4 protein-coding genes and 1 pseudogene are annotated in these 3,486 nt (G+C 72.8%); 4 read left to right on the plus strand and 1 reads right to left on the minus strand.

What is annotated here, in order from left to right:
* The 4 genes and pseudogenes from ACWEN3_RS43715 to ACWEN3_RS43730 form a co-directional block, all read left to right on the plus strand.
* Positions 1-96 (plus strand): annotated as a pseudogene (locus ACWEN3_RS43715) (anti-anti-sigma factor); the annotation flags it as partial.
* A gap of 256 nt (positions 97-352) precedes the next feature.
* Positions 353-1,366: an iron-containing redox enzyme family protein gene (locus tag ACWEN3_RS43720; RefSeq protein WP_452983499.1), complete on the plus strand. Its 1,014-nt coding sequence runs from the start codon at positions 353-355 to the stop codon at positions 1,364-1,366.
* Complete coding sequence (locus ACWEN3_RS43725) at positions 1,367-2,041, plus strand: HemK2/MTQ2 family protein methyltransferase (RefSeq protein ID WP_452983502.1); 675 nt, start codon at positions 1,367-1,369, stop codon at positions 2,039-2,041.
* Positions 2,022-2,219 carry a CDGSH iron-sulfur domain-containing protein gene (locus ACWEN3_RS43730; RefSeq protein WP_452983505.1) on the plus strand — a complete coding sequence of 66 codons (198 nt, stop codon included), beginning with the start codon at positions 2,022-2,024 and terminating at the stop codon, positions 2,217-2,219. Before ACWEN3_RS43725 ends, ACWEN3_RS43730 begins: the two co-directional genes overlap by 20 nt.
* 214 nt (positions 2,220-2,433) lie before the next feature.
* Here the strand turns inward: ACWEN3_RS43730 and ACWEN3_RS43735 are convergent, their stop codons facing one another.
* Positions 2,434-2,868, minus strand: coding sequence for a subtilase-type protease inhibitor (locus ACWEN3_RS43735; protein WP_452983508.1), 435 nt, complete (start codon positions 2,866-2,868; stop codon positions 2,434-2,436).
* Between the last annotated feature and the right edge of the window lie 618 nt (positions 2,869-3,486).

Genomic DNA, 3,486 nt, shown 5'->3' on the forward strand with positions numbered 1-3,486 from the left:
TGCGACTCCAGCGGGGTCGGCGTGCTCGTCGCCGCCCGCCGGCTGATCCGCTCCTGCCAGGGCCGGCTGCGGCTGATCCTGCCCGACCAGGGCGCGCGGTGGATCAGGACGACGGCGAGGAAAGGAGGCGTCATGTCCGGTGGGGACGACCGTGAGGAACGGCCCGAGACGGCCCTGGAAGAGGTGCTGCACGAGGTCGAGGAGGCCGAGAAGCGCGACGAGAAGGGGCGCGGCGGCGGCGAGGCCGCGGACGCCGTCACCCCGAACGTCCAGGCACAGGAGCAGGTGGAGGACGACTGACCGACGGCCGGGCGGCAGCACTGCCCCGCGGGGCCGCGGGTACCCGGACCCCATGAACCACCAGCTCAGAGGACCCCAGCTGCCGCCCGCCCGGGGACCGCTCTCCGCCGCGCTCACCGCGTATCTGCGCGGCGCGGGCCCACTCCCCCGCCCCGCGGACGCCGAGGGCGCCGATCCCTACGGCGACGATCTCCAGCTCGCCCTGTACCTCTGCTACGAGCTGCACTACCGCGGCTTCGCGGGCGTCGCCCCCGAGACCGAGTGGGACCCCGAACTACTGCGCGTGCGGGCCGCGCTGGAGCACCGCTTCCGCTCCGCGCTGCGCGCCGACGCCCCGGCCCACGACAGCCTGGACGACGCGCTCGCCGCCCTCCTTGTCGAACCGGCCGAGGGCACGGGCGTCACCCACTTCCTGTGCGCCGAGGGCGAGTTGTGGCAGTTGCGCGAGTACGCGGCCCAGCGCTCCCTGTACCACCTGAAGGAGGCCGACCCGCACGCCTGGGTGCTGCCGCGGCTGTGGGGCCGGGCGAAGGCGGCGATGGCTGCGGTGGAGTACGACGAGTTCGGCGGCGGCCGCGCCGAGCGGGTCCACGCGCGCCTGTTCGCCGACCTGATGGGGGACCTGGGTCTCGACACCGCGTACGGCCGTTATCTGGACGCGGCCCCTGCGGAGATGCTGGCCGTCGTCAATCTGATGTCCCTGTTCGGGCTGCACCGGGAGCTGCGCGGCGCCCTGGTGGGCCACTTCGCCGAGGTGGAGATCACCTCCTCGCCCGGCTCCCGCCGGCTCGCCGAGGCGATGCGCCGCACCGGCGCGGGACCCGCCGCGGAGTTCTTCTACGACGAGCACGTCGAGGCGGACGCCGTGCACGAGCAGGTGGTCCGGCACGACGTGATCGGCGGACTGCTGGACGAGGAGCCGGAGTTGGCGGCGGACGTCACCTTCGGGATCGACGCGACCGAGTACCTCGAGGACCGGCTGGCCCGGCGGGTGCTCACCGAGTGGCGCGCCGGACGGTCGTCCCTGCGCGAGCCCGATGAAGGCGAAACATCCCATACATCCTGAATGCCCGGGTACCCGGCCCCGGTGAACTTCTTGGTACTTCCGGGCGTGTACGCCCCGCAGGACGACACCGCGCTGCTGGCCGAGGCCCTCCGCGAGGAGGCTCCCGTACCCCGGGCGCGGGTGCTGGACGTGGGCACCGGGAGCGGTGCGCTGGCGCTGGCCGCGGCCCGGCGGGGCGCCGAGGTGACCGCCGTGGACGTGTCCCGGCGGGCGGTGTGGACGACCCGGCTGAACGCCTGGCTGACCCGGCTGCCGGTGCGGATACGGCGCGGCAACCTCTTCGGCCCGGTCCACGACCGGACGTACGACATGATCCTGGCGAATCCGCCCTATGTGCCGGCGCCGCACGCCGGGAACGGGCCGCGCGGCCGGTCCCGGGCCTGGGACGCGGGGCACGACGGGCGGCTGCTGCTGGACCGGATCTGCCGGGGCGCGCCCGGGCTGCTGCGGTCCGGGGGCGTACTGCTGGTCGTGCAGTCCGCGTTGAGCGGTCCCGAGCGCACCCTGGAGCTGTTGCGAGGGGCGGGGCTGAAGGCCTCGGTGGTCCGGCGGCGCCGGATCGCCTTCGGGCCGGTGCTGCGCTCCCGCCAGGAGTGGCTGCGCCGGCGTGGGCTGCTCGATCCGTCCGACGACAGGGAAGAGCTGGTGGTCATCCGTGCCGAACGAGTCTGCTGACCGGGCCCGCCGGATCACCGTGCGGCGGCGGGGGCCGCTGCTCGTGGAAGGGCCGGTGGAGATCGAACTGGAGGACGGCACCACGGTCTCGTCGGACCGTTTCCGTGTCGCTCTGTGCATGTGCCGCCGCAGTCGCCGCTACCCGTGGTGTGACACGAGCCATCGGCGCAGGGCCTGAGCACCGGTTGAAACCGGTTGTTTTTCGCCGCTCCCCGGACGGCCCCCCACGGGCCGACCCGGGGAGCGGCTGTGTGCCCGGAAGCCGGCGGGCGGCCCCACTCCGCCCGTCCGGTCCCGGTGCGAGATCGCAGGTTCCCCGCCTCCAGGGGGCCGCACTCCCCAGTTGCGGGCCTGATCCGGCGTTCACGGAGATCCGTGCGATCCCGGTCCCTTTAGAACGCGAAGAGAGTTCCGCCTACGGCGTCCCTCATGCACGCGTTACCGAAGGTTTGCTCATAGGAGACGCGCTTGCCCTGCCAGACACCCTGGACGGTGACGACGACCGGGTCGTAGAGCTTGTTGCACCACACGGTCGGGCTCGGCTTCAGCGCGGTGAAGTCGCCGCCGATGGCGCGCATCTCGGCGCAGGCCTGCTCCGCGGCAGGGTGGGTGCCGGAGGCCGTCGGGGCGCAGCTGAGGGTGACGGCGCGCTCGGGGGTCGCCGTGGCCGCGTCGCTGCCGTGGCCGGTGGTGAGCACCAGCGCCGAGGGGGCGTAGAGCGACGACGGGGCGGCGCCCGGTGCAGCGACGGCGGCCCCGGTCAGGGGTCCGCAAACGGCGGCGGCCGTCAGGCCGATGGCCGCTGCCCTGCGCGCGGTGTTCCGCATTGTGTGCATCCTTCCGCTCGAACAGACGGGGGTCTTGCCGGCTCCGGTCCGGTCGGGCACCGGAGCGGCGAGCGCCACTCTGCCGAGTCCGCGGTCGAAACTCACATCGAACCCACGGGTTTCAGTAACCTTTCGTGTTGAAGCAGTGGCGTGAAGTCACGGAAATCGAACGCCGTGACCCGGGAACTGAGCGGTGCGCGGCCTCCGGGACCCTTCGGATGGCCGAAAATCAGCGCTTCGTTAATCGTCCTGAAACATTCCGGCTTTGCTCCCGTCGAGCCCACTCATGACTCCCCGTGTTCACCTGATGATCACTTCGCACGGGTGGCCCCGACCTGCCGCCCGCCGTGGCCGGGGTGCTCAAGGGCGGCCGCCGGGAACCGGTGAGACCGAACACGGGCCGCCGGCCGGTGCTTTCCACGCCGGGGGCCTCGCCCACGTCCTGGACGAGGCGGTCACCCGCGGCGGAGGCCGCCGCCTACCCGCCAGTATCGTCGGCGCTGCACGCGGACTCGGCGACGAAGGCGGGAGCGACGGATGGCGAAGCACTGGGCGGACTTCCAGTACGAGATCTATCTGAACGGGATGACGGGCGCCGTGCCCCGGCTCCCGACCGAC

This window comes from Streptomyces sp. NPDC004561 (genome assembly GCF_053602155.1).